16 protein-coding genes are annotated in these 17,360 nt (G+C 62.3%); 11 read left to right on the top strand and 5 right to left on the bottom strand.

The features are described from left to right. Positions 1-4: 4 nt before the first annotated feature. Positions 5-955 (bottom strand): LysR family transcriptional regulator, encoded by a 951-nt coding sequence (locus tag PKE98_RS21995; protein ID WP_271197541.1) that lies wholly within the window; start codon positions 953-955, stop codon positions 5-7. A 209-nt stretch (positions 956-1,164) separates the two neighbouring features. On the opposite strand from PKE98_RS21995, the gene PKE98_RS22000 reads away from it, so the two are divergent. The 6 genes from PKE98_RS22000 (at position 1,165) to PKE98_RS22025 (ending at position 7,052) form a co-directional block, all read left to right on the top strand. Further along, positions 1,165-2,598 (top strand): efflux transporter outer membrane subunit, encoded by a 1,434-nt coding sequence (locus PKE98_RS22000; RefSeq protein ID WP_271197542.1) that lies wholly within the window; start codon positions 1,165-1,167, stop codon positions 2,596-2,598. Next, positions 2,595-4,751: an FUSC family protein gene (locus tag PKE98_RS22005; RefSeq protein ID WP_271197543.1), complete on the top strand. Its 2,157-nt coding sequence runs from the start codon at positions 2,595-2,597 to the stop codon at positions 4,749-4,751. Before PKE98_RS22000 ends, PKE98_RS22005 begins: the two co-directional genes overlap by 4 nt. After that, positions 4,741-4,941 carry a DUF1656 domain-containing protein gene (locus PKE98_RS22010; protein WP_271197544.1) on the top strand — a complete coding sequence of 67 codons (201 nt, stop codon included), beginning with the start codon at positions 4,741-4,743 and terminating at the stop codon, positions 4,939-4,941. Before PKE98_RS22005 ends, PKE98_RS22010 begins: the two co-directional genes overlap by 11 nt. 14 nt (positions 4,942-4,955) lie before the next feature. After that, positions 4,956-5,852 carry an efflux RND transporter periplasmic adaptor subunit gene (locus PKE98_RS22015; RefSeq protein ID WP_271197545.1) on the top strand — a complete coding sequence of 299 codons (897 nt, stop codon included), beginning with the start codon at positions 4,956-4,958 and terminating at the stop codon, positions 5,850-5,852. A gap of 401 nt (positions 5,853-6,253) precedes the next feature. After that, positions 6,254-6,520 carry a DUF2790 domain-containing protein gene (locus tag PKE98_RS22020; RefSeq protein WP_271197547.1) on the top strand — a complete coding sequence of 89 codons (267 nt, stop codon included), beginning with the start codon at positions 6,254-6,256 and terminating at the stop codon, positions 6,518-6,520. A gap of 268 nt (positions 6,521-6,788) precedes the next feature. Continuing rightward, complete coding sequence (locus PKE98_RS22025; protein WP_271197549.1) at positions 6,789-7,052, top strand: DUF2790 domain-containing protein; 264 nt, start codon at positions 6,789-6,791, stop codon at positions 7,050-7,052. A 61-nt stretch (positions 7,053-7,113) separates the two neighbouring features. Here the strand turns inward: PKE98_RS22025 and metR are convergent, their stop codons facing one another. Then, on the bottom strand, positions 7,114-8,037 hold the full coding sequence (metR, locus tag PKE98_RS22030; protein WP_271197550.1) for a transcriptional regulator MetR: 924 nt from the start codon (positions 8,035-8,037) through the stop codon (positions 7,114-7,116). A 322-nt stretch (positions 8,038-8,359) separates the two neighbouring features. Between metR and PKE98_RS22035 the strand changes: the two genes are divergently transcribed. Then, the gene (locus tag PKE98_RS22035) at positions 8,360-9,349 is read left to right on the top strand and encodes an alpha/beta fold hydrolase (protein WP_271197551.1); all 990 of its coding nucleotides are present in this window, start codon (positions 8,360-8,362) and stop codon (positions 9,347-9,349) included. A 235-nt stretch (positions 9,350-9,584) separates the two neighbouring features. Next, a complete protein-coding gene (gene rarD, locus PKE98_RS22040; protein WP_271197552.1) occupies positions 9,585-10,490 on the top strand; it encodes an EamA family transporter RarD in 906 nt (301 codons plus the stop codon). On the opposite strand, the gene PKE98_RS22045 is transcribed toward rarD, so the two are convergent. Continuing rightward, positions 10,425-10,844: an NUDIX hydrolase gene (locus PKE98_RS22045; protein ID WP_271197553.1), complete on the bottom strand. Its 420-nt coding sequence runs from the start codon at positions 10,842-10,844 to the stop codon at positions 10,425-10,427. The genes rarD and PKE98_RS22045 overlap by 66 nt on opposite strands. 171 nt (positions 10,845-11,015) lie before the next feature. Between PKE98_RS22045 and PKE98_RS22050 the strand changes: the two genes are divergently transcribed. Further along, positions 11,016-12,350, top strand: a complete 1,335-nt coding sequence (locus PKE98_RS22050) for a DEAD/DEAH box helicase (protein WP_271197554.1) — start codon at positions 11,016-11,018, stop codon at positions 12,348-12,350. Between the two features lie 52 nt (positions 12,351-12,402). On the opposite strand, the gene PKE98_RS22055 is transcribed toward PKE98_RS22050, so the two are convergent. Further along, positions 12,403-13,383, bottom strand: a complete 981-nt coding sequence (locus PKE98_RS22055; RefSeq protein ID WP_271197555.1) for a zinc-dependent alcohol dehydrogenase family protein — start codon at positions 13,381-13,383, stop codon at positions 12,403-12,405. A gap of 104 nt (positions 13,384-13,487) precedes the next feature. After that, positions 13,488-15,272 (bottom strand): S8/S53 family peptidase, encoded by a 1,785-nt coding sequence (locus PKE98_RS22060; RefSeq protein WP_271197556.1) that lies wholly within the window; start codon positions 15,270-15,272, stop codon positions 13,488-13,490. Between the two features lie 119 nt (positions 15,273-15,391). Here PKE98_RS22060 and PKE98_RS22065 point away from each other — a divergent pair, with 119 nt between their 5' ends. Continuing rightward, on the top strand, positions 15,392-16,120 hold the full coding sequence (locus tag PKE98_RS22065) for a substrate-binding periplasmic protein (protein WP_271197557.1): 729 nt from the start codon (positions 15,392-15,394) through the stop codon (positions 16,118-16,120). Positions 16,121-16,217: 97 nt separating this feature from the next. After that, positions 16,218-17,360: a PQQ-dependent sugar dehydrogenase gene (locus PKE98_RS22070; RefSeq protein WP_271197559.1), complete on the top strand. Its 1,143-nt coding sequence runs from the start codon at positions 16,218-16,220 to the stop codon at positions 17,358-17,360.

The raw sequence follows: 17,360 nt of genomic DNA on the forward strand, positions 1-17,360 counted from the left end.
TGCGTCATAACGCCTTCAGCATGCCACTCAGTTCCTGCAAGCTGGCTTCATCGGCCTGCAAACGCTCAGGCAACGTGTCGCGCAAAAACTCCACCCAGGTACGGATCTTGGCATCCAGGTATTGCCGCGACGGGTACAGCGCAAATACCTTCAACTGGTACAGCCGGTACTGCGGCAGCACCCGCACCAGGCTGCCGTCGCGAAGGCCGGCGATGGCCGAGTACACCGGCAAGGCGCCAATGCCGATGCCGGCCTTTACCGCTTCGGTCATGGCGTCCGCCGTATTCACCTGAAACACCGAACGGTTGATGGTCACCATTTCGTCGCCATCGGGCCCTTCGAATTCCCATTTATCCAGGCTCATGGCTGCGTTCACCAACCGCAGGCAGCGGTGCTGCTGCAGCTCACCCGGGCGATGGGGAAAGCCGTGTTCGGCGATATAGCCAGGCGATGCGCACAGCACGCTGAAGGTGCTGCCGATGCATTTGGACACCAGCCCCGAATCCGGCAACTCCCGGGCGATTACCACCGACACGTCGTAGCCCTCGTCGAGAATATCGGTGGTGCGGTTGGCCAGGGTCAGGTCGAAGCTCACGTCCGGGTATTTGCGGTTGTAGGCGGCGATAGCCTTGATCAGGTAGTGCTGGCCGATTCCGGTCATCGAGTGCACTTTCAGGTTGCCGGCCGGGTGTGCGTGGGCGTCGCCAGCCTCGGCTTCGGCTTCTTCGATATAGCCCAGAATCTGTTGGCAGCGCAGCAGGTAGCGCTGGCCCGCTTCGGTGAGGGCGATGCGCCGGGTGGTGCGTTGCAGCAGGCGGGTGCGCAGGTGGGTTTCCAGGGTGGCAACGGAGCGCGAGACGTAGGACGTCGTGAGGTCCATACGTTGCGCGGCGGCAGTAAAACTGCCGGTTTCGACCACACACACAAAGGTGCGCATATTGAACAGGATGTCCACCCGGTAAATTCCTCTGAGGCGCCAGCCTGCAGGCTGGGCGGGTGCGCAGTCTGGCAGGAAACCTGCCAAGGATTGTCGCAGTTTAGTACACAATGATTCGCCTAAAACCTCGCTTATCCATCCTTCAACGGCCGCCTAGAATCGCCCCCCGAGTCGGCCATCAAGAGCCGCCCCCCTTTTTAGCCGCCGCCTTGTCAGGATGTCTCGCAGTGCCCCGCACCCATGGGCAATGGCTTCGCCTTGCCAGCTTGTGTCTGTGTTCGTTTTCCTTGAGTGCCTGCCTCGACAGCAGCGGTATTCGTCCTTTGAACCAGGCGCCTGCGCCGCTGGATTCGGCGTCTGTCGATATCGCCTGGCCCAGCGAACAGTGGTGGCAGGCCTACCGCGACCCGCAACTCAATGCCTGGATGACCCAGGCCTTGGCCGCCAACCCCAGCCTGAAAATGGCCGCTGCCCGCGTGCGCCAGGCCCAGGCCATGGCAGGTGTGGTTGAGGCCGACGAGGCGGTGCAGGTCGACTACGGTGTGCAGATGCAGCGCAAGCGTTGGCCGGACGACGGCTTCTATGGTCCCGGCACCCTCGGCCGCACCACCAGTTGGAACAATACCCAGGGCCTGAGCCTGAGCTACAACCTCGACCTCTGGGGCCGCGAACGCAGCCAGCGTTTGCAGGCGCTGAACCTGGCGCAGGTGGCGGCCACCGACGCGCGTGCCGCCGCGTTGGAACTGCAGGGCAATGTGCTGCGCGCTTATGTCGGCCTTGCCCTGCGCTTTGCCGAGCGGGATATCGCCGCGGCGGCGGTGGCGCAACAACAGCACTTGGTCAGCCTGGCGCAGCGGCGCTTGCAGGCCGGTATAGGCACCCAATACGAGCTCAGCCAGGCGCAGACGCCCTTGCCGGAAACCCTGCGCCAGCTCGATCTGGCCGAAGAAGCCATCGCCCTCAGCCGCCATCAACTGGCCGCGTTGACCGGCCAACCGCCCAATGCCGGCGAGGGCTTGCGGCGCCCGCAATTGCAACTGAGCGAAGTGCCAACCTTGCCCCACAGCCTGCCGCTGGCGCTGCTGGGCCGACGCCCGGATATCGTAGCCCGTCGCTGGCAGGTGGCGGCCGAGGCGCAGGGTATTGAAGCGGCCAAGGCCGAGTTCTATCCCGACATCAATCTGCTCGGCAGCCTGGGTTCGGCGGCGGTGCAGGGCGGTGGTCTGGATTTTCTGCGTTACGACAAACTCACCTACGGCCTTGGCCCGGCGCTGACGTTGCCGATCTTTGATGGCGGTCGCCTGCGTGCGCAATTGGGTGAACGCTCGGCCAGCTACGACTTGGCCGTGGAGCACTACAACCAGACCGTGATCGCGGCGCTGCACAGCGTCGCCGATGTGTTGACCCGCCTGCATTCGCTGCATGAGCAACAGCAGCTGGTCGCCCACTCGCTCGCCCTGGCGCAAACCAATCGGCACCTGGCTGGGGTGGCACACCAGCGTGGTCTTACCGATTTTCGCGCGGTGCTGCAGGCGCAAACCGACGTGTTCCAGCAGCAGCGCTTGCAGCAACAGGTGTTGGCCGCGCAACTCGGTAGCCAGGCGCAGTTGTGGGTCGCCCTCGGTGGTGGCGTGCTGAGTACAGATGAGGTAGCGCCATGAGCACGGTAACCCTGCAACCGCTGCGCGCGCTGCTGGCCGACTGGGGCCGCAGTGAAGGCCTGAGCTGGGTGTTTGTAGCCAAGGCATTGGTCACTGCGTTTCTGGCCCTGTGGTTGGCGTACCGCCTGCAGCTGCCGCAGCCAAGCACGGTGCTGGTGACCGTCTTTATCATCATGCAGCCGCAAAGCGGGCAGGTGCTGGCCAAGAGTTTCTACCGCCTGATCGGCACCTTTGTCGGCCTGGCGATGATGGTGCTGCTGATTGCTTTGTTCGCCCAGGAGCGCGTGCTGTTTTTGCTCAGCCTGGCGTTGTGGATCGGCCTGTGCACGGCAGGTGCTACCCGCTACCGGGACTTTCGTGGCTATGCCTGCGTGCTGGCCGGCTATACCGCCGCCATGATCGGCCTGCCGGCCACACTGCACCCCGAAGGCGCGTTTATGGCCGCACTGTGGCGAGTGCTGGAAATCAGCCTCGGCATTCTCTGCACCGGCGTAGTCAACGGCCTGCTCTTGCCGCAAACCAGCAGTAGTTCATTGCGCAGCACCCTGGCCGTACGCTTTCGCGACTTCGCCGGGTTTGCCTGGGAAGGCCTGGCCGGTGAGCTGCCGCCCACTCGGTTCGAACAACTGAATGCACGCTTTGCTGCCGAAGCTGTGGGCCTGGAAAACCTGCGTAATGCCAGCGCCTTCGAAGACCCGCATTACCGCCTGCGTAGCGGTCGGCTGGCGCGGCTGAACAACGAGTTCATGCTGCTCTCCACCCGCTTTCACGCGCTCTATCAGTTGCTGCGCCGCCTGCACGTGGCGGGCGAGCAGGGCGTGGTGGACGCGTTGCAACCGTGCCTGGCCGAAGTGGCCGCCGTGCTGGCGCCGTTGCGCACGCGCCTGTGCAGCGATGCCGAAGCGGTGCAATTGGCCGAGCGCGTGGAGGCCTGCAAGGTGGAGCTGATGGAACAGATTCGCCGCGCCCGCTTGCAACTGAATATGCAGCAGCCTAATGAAGCGCAGATGCTCGATTTCAATACCGCCGCCGAGCTGCTCTATCGCTTTGCCGACGACCTGCACAGCTACGCACTTACCCACGCCTCCTTACTCGATCATCACCATGTGCGCGAGCAATTCACCGGGGCTTTTACACCGCGCGCCAATGGCACGGCCGCCATCGTCGCCGGACTGCGCGGGTCGCTGTTGATGCTGGTGCTGAGTGCGTTCTGGCTGGCCACCGCCTGGCCCAGTGGCACCACGCTGGTGATGACTGCCGGCATGATCACCGGTTTGGTGTCGGCCGGCGCCAACCCCAAGCGCCTGGCCGGGCAACTGTTTGTCGGTGCCTGCGGCGGCGCGGTGCTGGGTTTTACGCTGCTGTTTTTTGTGCTGCCCCGGCTCGACGGGTTTGCCTTGCTGTGCTGCGCCCTGACGCCGGTGTTTGCGCTCGGCGCCACCTTGCTTACGCGGTCGCAGTGGTCCGGCATTGGCACCGGTTTGCTGGTGTGGTTTTGCATGCTGTCGCTACCGGCCAACCTGACCCTTTATAACCCCTACGGCTTTATCAACGAATACCTGGCCGCGCTGCTGTCGATGGCCATGGCAACGCTGGCTACCGCGCTGATTCTGCCGCCCAATCGCCCCTGGTTATGGCGACGTCTGGAGCATGACTTGCGCATGCGCGTGGTGTTTGCCGTCAGCGGCAAACTCAAAGGCCTGGTGGCCGGGTTTGAAAGCGGCACACGGGATTTGCTGAACCAGGCCCACGGCTTTTCCAGCAGCCGGCCGGATGTGCAGCGCCAGCTGCTGCGCTGGATGTTTCTGGTGCAGGAAGTGGGGCATGCGGTGATCGAGCTGCGCCAGGAACAAGCTGCTCTGCCAGCTCAATCTTGCTACGGCGAAAACACCCGTTGGCGCCGGGCCATTCGGGTGATGGGGCGGGCGCTGATCCGCTTGTTCGTACGCCCGACCGAGCAGCACCGCCAACGCGCGCTGACGGCGGTGGAGCATGCCATTGCCGCCGTACGCGGTACCCCTGAACCGCGCGCACCGCAGTTCGACACCTCGCCACTGCGCCGAGTACTCAGCTACCTGCACTTTATCCGCAGCGCCCTGCTCGACCCCGAGTCCCCGCTGGCACCTGCTGCCGGAGCTGCCCATGCCGCGTGAAGTGCACGTGCTGGGCGTGTACATGCCCAGCCTGACCCTGCTGTTTCTGCTTTGCGTACTGCTCGGCTGGGGCCTGGACCGGTTGCTCGCCTGGCTCGGTGTCTACCGCCACGCCTGGCACCCCACGCTGCTGCGCGTCAGCCTGTTTATTTGCCTGTATGGCGCGTTGGCGCTGTGCATTTATCGTTGAGCCGAGCCCCCACCATGTCCGCGAAAAAAGTCATCAGCGTATTGGTCAGCCTGCTGGTGTTTGCCCTGGCGCTGTGCGTGCTGCGCACCCTCTGGACCCACTACATGGATGCGCCCTGGACCCGCGATGGGCGGGTGCGTGCCGATGTCATCAATATCGCTGCCGACGTCGGCGGGCTGGTGGAAGAGGTGGCGGTGGCCGACAACCAGACGGTGAAAAAGGGCGACCTGTTGCTGCGCATCGACCCCACGCATTTCCAGTTGGCCGTGCAGCAGGCCGAAGCCGACGTGGCGGCGCGCAAAGCAGCGTTGAATCGGCGCCGGGACAACGCCCAGCGCCGTGCCGATATGGATGAGCAAGTGGTGTCTCGCGAGAGCCGTGATGACGCCAGCCACCTGGCCGACGCTGCCCAGGCCGATTACCAGAGAGCGCTGGTGCACCTGGAGGCCGCGCGCCTGGACCTCAAACGCACCGAAGTGCGCGCGCCGGTCGACGGCTATATCACCAACCTCAACGTTTACCGTGGCGACTTCGCCCAGCGAGGCCAGGCCACCATGGCGCTGGTGGACAGCCACTCGTTTTATATCAACGGCTACTTCGAAGAAACGCGCCTGCCGCTGATAGCTGTCGGTGCGCCGGCCGAAATACGCATGATGAGCGGCGCTCGTTTGCAGGGGCATGTGGACAGTATTTCCCGCGGCATTTACGACCGCGACAACCCGCAGAGCCATGAGCTGACGGCGGATGTGAACCCCACATTCAACTGGGTGAGGTTGGCGCAACGGGTGCCGGTGCGGATTCGTATCGACAGCGTGCCCGATGGGTTGCTGCTGGCAGCGGGGATGACGTGCACGGTGGTGATCGAACCCGACAGTAATGATGCGAATGAGCTGTTGTTGGAGGTTGAGTGAGCGACTCGGTCGTTCACCGTCATTCCCGCGTAGGCGGGAATCCAGACGCTCGCGCCTTACTCAATACACCGCCCCGATCAACAATCTGAATCCCCGCCTGCGTGGGGATGACGGAGGTCTTGATTCATTTTGTCGTCCGTCTTCTACGGCCGATTATTGCGATTCCAGTCAACAGTCCTTGGCCATCTTCGCGCTTAAACCGCACCCGGCCAAAACCTAAAATAAACACGCCCTCCACGCAGGGGCACATGCTCGGAAAGGCATGGTTTTACCGCCGTTTTCCACCCGATTTCGGCGGGCTCCAATCGACACCCAAGCAGCAACCTCGGCTGGCAAATTTTCCACGAAAAAAGGCGCCAGCCGACTACTCCTCGAAGCACCACCTAACAGGTAAACACCCCATGAAAGCTCTAGTTTTACTGGCGATGGCGGGCTACGCCTGCGCGTCTCTGGCCGGCGAGTTGCCGAACCTCAGCGATAGCCAGGAACAACCTGCAGTCGAGCAATATGCCTACGGCATGGAAATGGATGTGGCCCGCGTCATTTCCATTTCCAATGACAACCACGAATGCGCCGTCGGCCCAGCGTGGATGACGTTCGAAGACCATCAAGGCCGGCGCCATACCGTTGAGTATCGGCAGATGGGCGATGGCTGTTCGAATGGTTGACCACTAGCGGTCAGCAGGCCCTCTCTGCGCAATGTAGGGAGGGCGAATCAGACGGTCGATCTGGCTCAGTATTTCCCTACGCGGCATATCGAAAATACTTCCGATGCATAGGAGTTTTCGCGCCAGTCTCTGGCTCAGGTCTGACGTCATATAGCTCCACCAAACCCTAAGGTACTCACGCCGCCAACTTGCGGCGCAGGGGTGTGCACCTTCATGCAAAAGCGTGCCGCTCATCAATCACCCAAGCAGTACCTGAGGGGTAATACCGATGAAAGCCAAAGCTTTAGTGTTTCTCGTATTGGCCGGCTATGTCGGCGTCACGCTGGCCAGTCAGACGTCTACCGACCACGAAAGCCCGGATCAACCACCGATCAAAACCTATGCGTATGGAATGAAGCTGGACATCGCACGGGTTATTTCGATTAAAACCGATAACCCGACGTGCACGGTCGGCCCGGCCTGGATGACTTACGAAGACAGCGTCGGCGACCGCCATGTCCTTGAGTATCGGCGCATGGGTGATGGCTGCTGACAGCGTCGCTTGCCAGGAGTCGGCAAGCCCTCTCTGCACAGGGTAGAGAGGGCGAAAGGCTTCACTTTTCTTTCGCCGCGCTCACGCCTTCAAGGGTGGAGAACGAGGTGTCTTTAGCGGTCAGCAGAAAGTCGCGCATAAATGGCGCATCAAGCATGTCGGTGCGAATACCGGCATACAGCGTGGCGAACAGCCCCTTGTCCCCCAGCCGTTTGGCCGTCACATAACCGCGCGAGCTGTACTCGTGCAGCGCCCAGTTCGGCAGGCCGCACACCCCGCGGCCGCTGGCCACCAGTTGCATCATCATCACTGTCAGTTCCGAGGTGCGCACTTGTGCTGGCTCGATATCGGCCGGTTCCAGAAAACGGGTGAAAATATCCAGGCGGTCACGCTCCACGGGGTAAGTGATCAGGGTTTCCTTGGCCAGGTCGCCGGGCACGATATAGGGCTTTTTGGCCAGGTCGTGCTGGTTGGCCACTGCAAGCATGGCTTCGTAGGTAAAGAGTGGTACGTAGGTGATGCCGGAGAGGTCGATGGGGTCGGAGGTGACCACCAGGTCCAGATCACCGCGGGCCAACGCCGGCAGCGGGGCAAAGGAAAACCCTGACGCCAGATCCAGTTCCACTTCCGGCCAGGCGTCACGGAATTGGTCGATGGTGGGCATTAGCCATTGGAAGCAGCTGTGGCATTCGATGGCCATATGCAAACGCCCGGCTGTGCCGCCAACCAGTCGCGCCATATCTCGCTCGGCGGCGCGTAGTTGGGGTAGCAGCGAGTCGGCCAATTGCAGCAGACGCAGGCCGGCGCTGGTAAAGCGCACCGGCTTGGTTTTACGCACGAATAGCGGCATGCCCAGGCGCTCTTCCAGTTCCTTGAACTGGTGAGAGAGAGCCGATTGGGTAAGGTGCAGGCGCTCGGCGGCGTCCACCAGGCTGTCGGTTTCGCGCAGCGCGTGCAGGGTTTTGAGGTGGCGCAATTCCAGCATGGTGGGCTCTCGACGCGGGTGGTGGGGCGAACGTGAGCGAAACTAACGTGAATTAATCTATCGATCAATTGCTTTGTATTGAGTGCCGCTCATTTTGGTGGCGAGCGTCGTAGGAGCGAGCGTGTTCGCGAAGCGTTGCCCGTGCGCACCTACGGCGTAGGTCTGAATACCAATTCGCGAGCACGCTCGCTCCTACAGAAATTGTGTTGAAGTCATGACCGTTCGGCGCCCTTCATCAAATTGTCACGGTTGTGTGGCAGCGCGATCCTGCGTCTGTCAGCACAATCCGGCCTTACTGGGGTTTGCGTGTTGGTGTTTTCTTATGCGTGCGTTTCTTTTCTGGGCCGCCTTGTGGTGTGCCTTGCCGTCTTTTGCGGCCTCGCGGTGTGATGTCAATGTTCCAACTCAACGGGCCGATCTGGGCGAAGTGAACCTCGCTTACCAGAGCATCGGCCGTGAGTCCGACCCTGCATTGCTGCTGGTGATGGGTCTGGGCGGGCAGTTGATTCATTGGCCGGATGAGGTAGTGGTTGCCCTCTGCCAGCAAGGTTTTCGGGTTATTCGTTACGACAACCGCGACGTCGGTCTGTCCACCTGGGCACAGGCGCCGGAGTCGGCCAACCTCACCTATGAAGTGCTGCGCTACAAGCTCGGCTTTTCGGTCGCGGCGCCTTATCACTTGACCGATATGGCGCAGGACGCCCTGGGCCTGATGGATAACCTGCATGTCTCGCGCTTCCACGTACTGGGCGCAAGCATGGGCGGCATGATCGCTCAGCACATGGCCGACATGGCGCCCGGGCGTGTGGCCAGCCTGACCCTGATCATGACCAGTTCCGGCGCCCAGGGCCTGCCAGAACCCAAGCCGGCCTTGCTGGCGTTACTGGCCCGCCGCGAAGCGCCGAACCGCGAAGTGGCCATTGAGCAACAAGCCGACCTGTTGGCCGCCCTCGGTAGCCCCACCGTTCATGACGACCGTGAATTGCTGAAAGAACAAGCCGCCATCGCGTATGACCGCGCGTTCAATCCCGCCGGGGTGCAACGTCAGATTCTGGCGATTCTGGCCGAGCCCAGCCGTGTGGCATTGCTCGATCGCCTGCGGGTGCCGACGCTGGTGGTGCATGGCACGGCCGATCCGCTGCTGCCGGTGATGCATGGTGTGCATGTGGCGGCACATATCAGGGGCGCTCAGTTGAAGTTGATTCCGGGGTTGGCACACCGCTTTCAGGAGGCGTTCAAGGCGCCGTTGCTGGCGGCGGTGTTGCCCTATCTGGCTGAGCATCGGCAACCGGTGGGGTTGGCGCAGCTTTGAAATCCCAGCGTCGTCCCTGCGCAGGCGGGGACCCAGACTTTTGGATCGGGCGTAATTCTGCGTAAACACCACTATTCTGGATTCCCGCCTGCGCGGGAATGACGGAGGAGGGCGTCGCTCCTGCACATCCCCACCGCGTTTCTGTCGCCACCCATCCCATGTATCTGCTCTACCCTCGCGACATAACCCGGCAACCGCGCTATGGTCGCCGGCTATTTTGGTTCATGGAGCAGACATGAAGCTCTCCGGTCGCGGGGTGGCATTGTCGGTGACAGCCTCCTTGCTGTTCGCCTTTATGCCGGGCTATGTAAAGCAGCTGGCGCCGCTCGACGGTGTGCAGATTTTTGCCCAGCGTGTGCTCTGGTCCATTCCCTTGGTGTTGCTGCTGGTTGCGTTGTCGCGGCAATGGGGCCTGCTGTTCGGCGTGTTGCAGCGCCTGCGCCGCGAGCCGTTGCTGGTGCTGGCGTTGCCGGTAGCGGCGGCCCTGATCGGCATTCAGTGGGGGCTTTTTCTCTGGGCGCCGCTGCAGGGCATGATGCTGGACGTCACCCTCGGCTACTTTTTGCTGCCCCTGACCATGGTGCTGGTCGGCCGGGTGTTTTATCAGGAGCGCCTGAGCCCGCTACAGGGCATCGCCGTGGGGCTGGCGTTGCTGGGGGTCCTGCATGAACTGTGGCTGACCCGCGCGTTTTCCTGGGCCACGCTGGTGACGGCGTTGGGTTACCCGCCGTATTTCATGCTGCGCCGCTGGATGCGCCTGGACTCGCTCTCGGGTTTTATTCTGGAAATGCTGATGCTCGCCCCGGTGGCGATCTGGCTGATCCACATTTATGGCCCGGCCGATCTGTTCACCCAGGCGCCGCACATGTGGTGGCTGCTGCCGGGCATCGGCCTGCTGGGCACCCTGGCATTTGCCGCAATGATGGCTTCCAGTCGGCTGCTGCCGCTCGGTGTGTTCGGCATTCTCAGTTATGTGGAGCCGGCGCTGCTGTTTGCCGTGGCGGTGCTGTTTCTAGGGGAGACGTTCAACCCGGCGCAGTTGTGGACCTATATCCCGATCTGGCTGGCGATTGTGCTAACCGGCTGGGACAGCATTCACGTGCTGCGCAAGCAGGCGCGGCAGCACGTGCAAGCGCAATAGCGGCGCCAGGTCGTCGCGCTCGGGGGCGTGCAGGTCGAGCCAGGCCAACTCTTCCAGCTCGGCAGCAGCGGCCACGCTCTGATTGAGCGGCGCGATAAAGATGTCGGCGTCAATCCAGGTATCGGGCTCGTTGGCCGCCGGCGCGTGAAACTGACCGAGCACGGTGAAGGCTTCGCTTGGCAGCGCCAGGTTCAGTTCTTCGAGCAGCTCACGCAGCAAGGCGGCTAGGGCCGTTTCGCCCGGTTCGCGTTTGCCGCCGGGCAGCATAAAGGCCTGGGTGCCGCGTTTGCGAACCAGCAGCAAACGGCCTTGAGCGTCGATAAGGCAAGCAGCGGCAATGGCGAGAACGGTCATGGGGTTTCCTGTGGGGCGGTTTTTTCCGGGCGCAAGAATGCCAGTTCAAGGCGTTTTTGTAATGCCGTGCGGCGCGCCTCGCGTCGATAGCCTGCACAGACTGCGGGCGTTCCGGGGCAACAACCGGTAACCTATGCGGCTGTTTAGTGATCTTCGCCGAGGTAGCCCCCCGTGTTTTCCCAATTCGCCCTGCATGAACGCCTGCTTAAAGCCGTGGCCGAGCTGAAGTTTGTCGAGCCCACCCCGGTACAAGTCGCGGCCATTCCGCCGGCGCTGGAAGGGAAAGACCTGCGGGTTACCGCGCAAACCGGCAGCGGTAAAACCGCCGCCTTCGTGCTGCCGATGCTCAATCGCCTGATGGGCGATGCCAAGCCCCGCGTGGTCATCCGCGCGCTGATTCTGCTGCCAACCCGCGAGCTGGCGCAGCAGACCTTGAAAGAGGTGGAGCGTTTTTCCCAGTTCACCTTCATCAAATCCGGCCTGATCACCGGCGGTGAAGACTTCAAAGTGCAAGCCGCCATGCTGCGCAAGGTGCCGGATATTCTGATCGGCACCCCGGGCCGTTTGCTGGAGCAATTGAACGCCGGCAACCTCGACCTCAAGGCCGTGGAAGTGCTGGTGCTGGACGAAGCCGACCGCATGCTCGACATGGGGTTTGCCGAAGACGTGCAACGTCTGGCCGGCGAGTGCAAAGGTGCGCACCAGACCATGCTGTTCTCCGCCACCAGTGGCGGCAACGGCCTGCGTGAAATGGTTGCCTCGGTACTCAAAGACCCGCAGCACCTGCAGCTCAATGCCGTCAGCCAACTGAGCGATGGCGTGCGTCAGCAGATCATTACCGCCGACCACAACCAGCACAAAGAGCAGTTGGTGTACTGGTTGCTGGCCAATGAGACGTACCAGAAAGCCATTATCTTCACCAACACCCGCGTGGCGGCCGACCGCCTCTACGGGCGCCTGGTCGCTGCCGAGCACAAGGTGTTTGTGCTGCACGGCGAGAAAGACCAGAAAGACCGCAAGCTGGCGATTGACCGCCTGAAGCAGGGCGGGGTGAAGATTCTGGTGGCCACCGACGTCGCCGCCCGCGGCCTGGACGTGGACGGCCTGGACCTGGTGATCAACTACGACATGCCGCGCAGTGGTGACGAGTACGTGCACCGCATCGGCCGCACCGGCCGCGCCGGTAACGAAGGCCTGGCGATTTCGCTGATCTGCCATGGCGACTGGAACCTGATGTCCAGCATCGAGCGCTACCTCAAGCAGAGCTTCGAGCGCCGCACCATCAAGGAATTGAAAGGCACCTACGGCGGCCCGAAAAAGGTCAAAGCCTCGGGCAAAGCCGTGGGCGTGAAGAAGAAAAAGACCGACAAGAAAGGCGACAAGAAGGCCGTGGCCAAGTCGCCGACCAAGCGCAAAACCGCTAACAAGCCGAAAAGCTCGCTGGTGAGCGGTGATGGTATGGCGCCGTTGAAGCGCAAGAAGCCAGAAGCGCCTGCGGCGGAGTAATTGCTCAACCTTCACCGTCATCCCCGCCTGCGCGGGGACGACGGTGTTGTTTTTACTTCGGCACGATCAAAATCTTGCCTTCGCGCTCGCCACCGGCCGCTGCTGCTACAGCCTCTTTGATCTGACTCACGTCGTAGGTCGCGGCAATCCGGGTTTTCAGCTTGCCGCTGGCAATCAGTTGCACCAATTCCCCAAACACCTTGCCTTGCTCGGCCTGACTGGCCGCGCGGAACCATTTCGCCAGCCAGAAGCCTTTTAGCGTCACGTCGCGAAAGACGATGGCCGATGGCGATACCTGGCACGGCTCGCCACTCATCATGCCGTAGTTCACCACGGTGCCGCCTTCACCCAGGCACGCGGCCAAGTGGTCGGTGGCCGCGCCGCCGACGGCGTCGATGGCCAAGCGGATGGTGGCGCTGCCGGTAGCTTCGCGTACGCGCTTGGCCAGGTCGGGGCCGTCTACCAGCACCACATCGCCGCCGTCTTGTTGGGTAGCGGCAATCGCCGACTCACGGCGCACCACGTTTATGGTCTTGAAGCCGCGCAGTTTGGCCAGTTGCATCAGGTAGCTGCCGACGCCGGAGTTGGCAGCGTTCTGAATCACCCATTCACCGGGCTGCAAGTCCACGAACTGGCTGAGCAACAAGGACGCAGTCGGCGGGTTGACGGTGAGCATTGCCAGTTGCTGCGGGTCGGCATCGGGCAGGGCAATCAGCTTGCTGGCGTCGGTGTTCAGGTGGGTGACCCAGGTGCCGCAGCCCACGGGCAGCAACACGGTCTGGCCGACCTTGAGGGCGGTGACGTCCGGCCCCAATTCTTCCACTTTGCCCACACCCTCATTGCCGCCAATAGCTGGCAGCGGCGGCAGCATGCCGTACTGGCCGGTGAGGGTGAGTACGTCGGAGGGGTTGATCGGCGCGGCCAGCACTTTAATGCGCACCTGGCCTGCAGTTGGTGCCGGCAGTTGCAGGTCGACGGCTTCGATCACGTCCTGCGGCACCGGGCCGCGAGTCTGGTATTGGGCTTTGAGCATGCTGTTCTCCTGGCAGGTAAAACGAGCAGTGTAGGGCGAATATTCCTACAGCGTATCCACCGCACGTTCTATGTATGGGCGGATATGCGTTCAGCGAATTCGCCCTATCGAACCCGGTCTCGACTCTCTACCGCCAGGTCCAGGGCTTTCTGCATATCCAGCCGCGCCGAGCGGCCGACATCCTTGTTGTTCAAATCGTAGTCGCGCTCGGACGGCAAAATCGGTGCCGTCAGGTCTTCGGCATCGGCGGGTTCGAAGTCGAAGTTTTTGCCGATGGTCATGGCGCTACGGCGCAGCAGCATGCGCACTTGCTCGGGGTGCAAATCGGGGTTGATGGAAAGCACGGCGGCGATAATGCCGGTGACCATCGGTGTTGCGTAGGAGGTGCCGCAGTGGGCGTCGCCGGCGGCATCGGCCTGAACGGTGGAGGCGTGGGCGCAGGCAGCGGCGGTAATGTCGACGCGCATGTCGCTGTTGGAAGAACTGCGTTTGACCACATAGGCCGGATCGTTCACCGCCACGTCCTGGCGCTCGCTGCGCTGATGACCGCCGACCACAAACAACTGGTCGGTGATAAACGAGGAGGGCAGGCGGTATTCGTCGGCGCCGGAGTAGGAGGAGCCATTGCCGGCCGAGTTCACCACGATTACATCCGGGTGCTTGGCGCGCAGCCAGAGAAAAAACTCTTCGAGCAATTCTTCATAGCCATTCATGGCCAGGCCCGAGCGCACCAGGGAATCGATTTCATCGCCCTGGATATTCTTGGCACCCACGCGGTGAATGCCCCAACTCCAGTTCAGCACCCGCACGCCGTCTTCCACCAGGTTTACCGAGGCGGCGATATTGGCGGTAATGCCGGCATCGGAATTGCGCTCCACAATCACTTCAAAACCCGGCCCGGCGCCGTCCAGGCCCCGCAGAAAACCGGTGTTGCCGCCTTTGTCCCAGCGCGCCGCCAGAATGCCGGCCACTGTGGTGCCGTGGCCGTCGGGCTTGCTGGCATCGCGGGCGTAGAGGCGGGTGTGCGGCTTGCCGTCGCTGCGCGGGGCAGCGCCGAGGTAGTCGCTGAAATCGGCGGTGTCGAAGTCCACATTGCGTTCAATCACGCCGATACGAATCGGCGTGGTGGGCACCGGCTTGTGGGTGGCGGGAATTCGGCGTTGATAGTAGTTCACGGCATCGAGAAAACGATTGGCGGCCCACTCGTCGCCGCTGGGTTTTTCTTCCGGGGGTTGTTTACCGGCGGCCAGCTCGTTGCTGCCTTCACCTTCTTCGGCGCCGGACTCTTCGACCACCACCGCATCCACATTCACCTCGGTGCCCAGGCGCAACACCAGCGCATCGCGCTCCAGCAGCGTGGTGGCGGGCAGCCGCAGTTGGTAGGTGTTGAGTGGCGGGATGGCACCTACCACCTCGGCGCCGTATTTTTTCGCCAGTTGCCGGGCCGTGCTCAGGCCGTCGGCGTTTTCCTCGATGATCAGGCTGACCAGATTGGTGTATGTGGTCAGACCGTCCATGTTCTTTGCCACTTCATTGGGCTTGGCGGCTAGCACATGGCTGCTATTCAGCGAGAGCCATACCGGGTTGCTGGCCTGGCCTTCCTGCTCCAGCCAGATGGGCGCGCTTTTGTAGGTGTCGGGGTCCAGTTGCAGGCGTAGCTGTTGGCCATCGCGCTGGACATGTTGTTCGGCCAACGGCTGGCCGTCGAGGAGCACCCGCACCGCACCGGCTTGCAGGCCTTGGGCGCTGAGGCAGTAACTTAAAGGGCCGCTTGCCAGCAGGTCGCCGCAGCGCTGCAGATGCACCAGGCGCAGCGGTTCGGCAGCCAGGCTGGGCAAGGCCGTGGCCATTAGCAAAAGGGCCAGGCCGGCAAAGGGGAAAAGGGGCATCGATACGCTCCGGGGCAGACCAAGGTAGCTGTGTGACGCCGTACAGCGCGCATTGGTTCAGGCCAACGCCCACGGGGCAGCTATGCTCAGGTAACGCGTCCATGGACCAAGGAGGTGGCATGTCCCGCTTGCTCCAAACCTTGGCGCTGTTCTGGCTGCTGAGCCTGCCGGCGTTGGCTGATCCGCTTCGGATCGGCTTTGGCACCAATAAACCGCCCTATGTATTCGAGGCCGAGCATGCGGGCCTGGACTACGAGTTGGTGCAGGCCTCCTTGCGCAGTGCGGGCTATGAGATGGAGCCGTACTTTGCGCCGATGGAGCGTTTGCATGTGATGCTTGGGCGGGGCGAAATCGATTGCATCGCTACCACCAACGAGATGAGCGGTGTGGCGGCCTACTACTCGGATGTGTACATCTACTACCACAACACCGTGGCGGCGCTGGCCTCGCGCAAGCTGCAGATTCGCACCCTCGAAGACCTGCGCTCGGTTTCGATCAGCGCCTTTCAACGTGCGCGTTTTCTCTTGGGGCCTGAGTTCGCGGCGGTGGTTAAGGACCATCCCAACTACCGTGAAGAGGCTCAGCAAGTGGCGCGAAACCGCCTGCTCTACAGTGGGCGGATCGACGTGATCATCGGTGATCCCAAGGTGATCCGCTATTTCAACCGAGATGTGCTCGATATGGTCGACGTTACACAGCCGCTGACGTGGTACCCGCTGTTCCCACCCACGCCGTACAAGGTGGGGTTTCGTTTTCAGATCCAGCGCGAGCAATTTAACCAAGGCCTGGCCGCCATTCGCCGCAGTGGCGAGTACGAGGCCATTGAGCGCAAGTACGCGGATTATTAGGCGCGCTTCGTAGTTTCCCGTTGCAATTGCACTCAGCCGTGGCGGCGTTTTTTTGCCAGTCTTTTGCCCACTCGATGTTCGGCAGGGAGATGGCGTGATGGTTTTCAGAACACTGGCGGTAGTCGGTTTAACGGTGGCAAGCGGTTGGGCAACGGTTCAGGCCCAAGACAACTTTCAACAAGCCAGCGAGCGCGGCACCTTGCAGGTCGAGTACCTGGTGAACGATTTGCAGCACCCGTGGGGCATGAGCTTTTTGCCTGATGGCCAGGTGCTAATCACCGAGCGGCCGGGACAGTTGCGGCTGGTGGCCAGCGATTTCAGCTCTTCTGCTGTGGTGAGCGGAACGCCGTCGGTGTTCAGTCGCGGGCAGGGTGGCCTGCTGGATGTGGCGGTCTCGCCGAGCTTTGCCGAAGACCGCTGGGTGTACCTGGCCTACGCCGAGGCCGGTGACGACAAGCTGGCCGGTACGGCGGTGGGGCGCGGCAAATTGTCGGCCGATAACAGCCGTCTGCAAGACTTTCAGGTGATCTTCCGCCAGGCGCCGAAGTTGTCCACAGGCAACCATTTTGGTTCGCGCCTGGTGTTCGACGGGCAAGGCCATTTGTACGTGACCCTGGGGGAGAACTATCAGCGCATGGCCGCTCAGGACCTGGGCAAGTTGCAGGGCAAAGTGGTGCGCCTTAACGCCGATGGCAGCGTGCCCAAGGACAACCCGTTTGTGGGCAAGCCCGGCGCGCGGGAGGAGGTTTGGTCTTACGGGCATCGCAATGCCCAGGGCGCGGCGCTCAACCCGTGGACCGACGCGCTCTGGCTGCATGAGCACGGGCCCCGTGGCGGCGATGAAATCAATATTCCGCAAGCCGGCAAAAACTACGGCTGGCCACTGGCGACCCATGGCGTGGATTACACCTTGCTGCCCATCAGCGAGGCCAAGGGCAAGACGGCGCCCGGTACCGAGCCGCCGCATTTTGTCTGGGAAAAGTCGCCGGCCGTCAGCGGCATGGCGTTCTACAACGCCGAGCGGTTCAGCGGCTGGCAGCACAACCTGTTTATCGGCGCGTTGGCCGATCAGTCGCTGATTCGCTTGGAGCTCAAGGGCAATGAGGTGGTACACGAGGAACGCTTGCTCAGCGACAAGCTGGGGCGGATTCGCGATGTGCGCCAAGGCCCGGACGGCTATCTGTATCTGCTTACCGACCAGGCCGCCGGCAGCCTGGTGCGGGTCGGCCTGGTGGAATAA

Source organism: Pseudomonas turukhanskensis (assembly GCF_027922365.1).
GTDB lineage: Bacteria > Pseudomonadota > Gammaproteobacteria > Pseudomonadales > Pseudomonadaceae > Aquipseudomonas > Aquipseudomonas turukhanskensis.

Excerpts from the sequence above, each read along its gene's own strand:
- PKE98_RS22005 (WP_271197543.1), top strand. The coding sequence starts at position 2,595 with ATGAGCACGGTAACCCTGCAACCGCTGCGCGCGCTGCTGGCCGACTGG.
- PKE98_RS22010 (WP_271197544.1), top strand. The coding sequence starts at position 4,741 with ATGCCGCGTGAAGTGCACGTGCTGGGCGTGTACATGCCCAGCCTGACC.
- PKE98_RS22015 (WP_271197545.1), top strand. The coding sequence starts at position 4,956 with ATGTCCGCGAAAAAAGTCATCAGCGTATTGGTCAGCCTGCTGGTGTTT.
- PKE98_RS22020 (WP_271197547.1), top strand. The coding sequence starts at position 6,254 with ATGAAAGCTCTAGTTTTACTGGCGATGGCGGGCTACGCCTGCGCGTCT.
- PKE98_RS22025 (WP_271197549.1), top strand. The coding sequence starts at position 6,789 with ATGAAAGCCAAAGCTTTAGTGTTTCTCGTATTGGCCGGCTATGTCGGC.
- metR (WP_271197550.1), bottom strand. The coding sequence starts at position 8,037 with ATGCTGGAATTGCGCCACCTCAAAACCCTGCACGCGCTGCGCGAAACC.
- PKE98_RS22035 (WP_271197551.1), top strand. The coding sequence starts at position 8,360 with ATGCGTGCGTTTCTTTTCTGGGCCGCCTTGTGGTGTGCCTTGCCGTCT.
- rarD (WP_271197552.1), top strand. The coding sequence starts at position 9,585 with ATGAAGCTCTCCGGTCGCGGGGTGGCATTGTCGGTGACAGCCTCCTTG.
- PKE98_RS22045 (WP_271197553.1), bottom strand. The coding sequence starts at position 10,844 with ATGACCGTTCTCGCCATTGCCGCTGCTTGCCTTATCGACGCTCAAGGC.
- PKE98_RS22055 (WP_271197555.1), bottom strand. The coding sequence starts at position 13,383 with ATGCTCAAAGCCCAATACCAGACTCGCGGCCCGGTGCCGCAGGACGTG.
- PKE98_RS22060 (WP_271197556.1), bottom strand. The coding sequence starts at position 15,272 with ATGCCCCTTTTCCCCTTTGCCGGCCTGGCCCTTTTGCTAATGGCCACG.
- PKE98_RS22065 (WP_271197557.1), top strand. The coding sequence starts at position 15,392 with ATGTCCCGCTTGCTCCAAACCTTGGCGCTGTTCTGGCTGCTGAGCCTG.
- PKE98_RS22070 (WP_271197559.1), top strand. The coding sequence starts at position 16,218 with ATGGTTTTCAGAACACTGGCGGTAGTCGGTTTAACGGTGGCAAGCGGT.